General features: G+C 73.4%; 1 pseudogene. It reads left to right on the top strand.

Going from position 1 to position 395, the window contains the following annotated elements:
• Positions 1-395 (top strand): annotated as a pseudogene (locus ACXAID_RS28445) (transglycosylase family protein); the annotation flags it as partial.

The following is a 395-nucleotide window of genomic DNA, read 5'->3' as shown; positions in this document are numbered from 1 at the left end:
GCCCGCACCCCCGGCACCGGGAGCGGCAGCACCGGCACCGGTCGACCCGCTGGCACCGCTGAACGCCGTGGGCGTGCCCGGGCCGGCCTACGACATGGCCAACCAGGCGATCAGCGGCGAGCTTCCGGTACCGGAGGCGATTCCGCATCTGGCCAGCCCGGACAACCTGCCCCCCGGCACCACCGTCAACCCGGACATGTTGCCCGACGAGAGCGCCAACGTGACGTATCTCAAGGAGATCTGGCACGCGATCCAGACCCAGGAGATCTCGGGTTCGGACGCACTGCTGGCGCTGACCCAGCGCCCGATGAGCACACCGGACCCGTACGGCGCCCCACCGGCGGCTCCGGCGCCGCTGCCCGCCGATCCGGCTGCCCCGGCGCCTGCGCCCGCTC

The organism is Mycobacterium sp. ABE4_509 (genome assembly GCF_056160785.1).
Note: the sequence above shows the minus strand (reverse complement) of the source record. Positions and strands in the feature narration are given on the sequence as shown.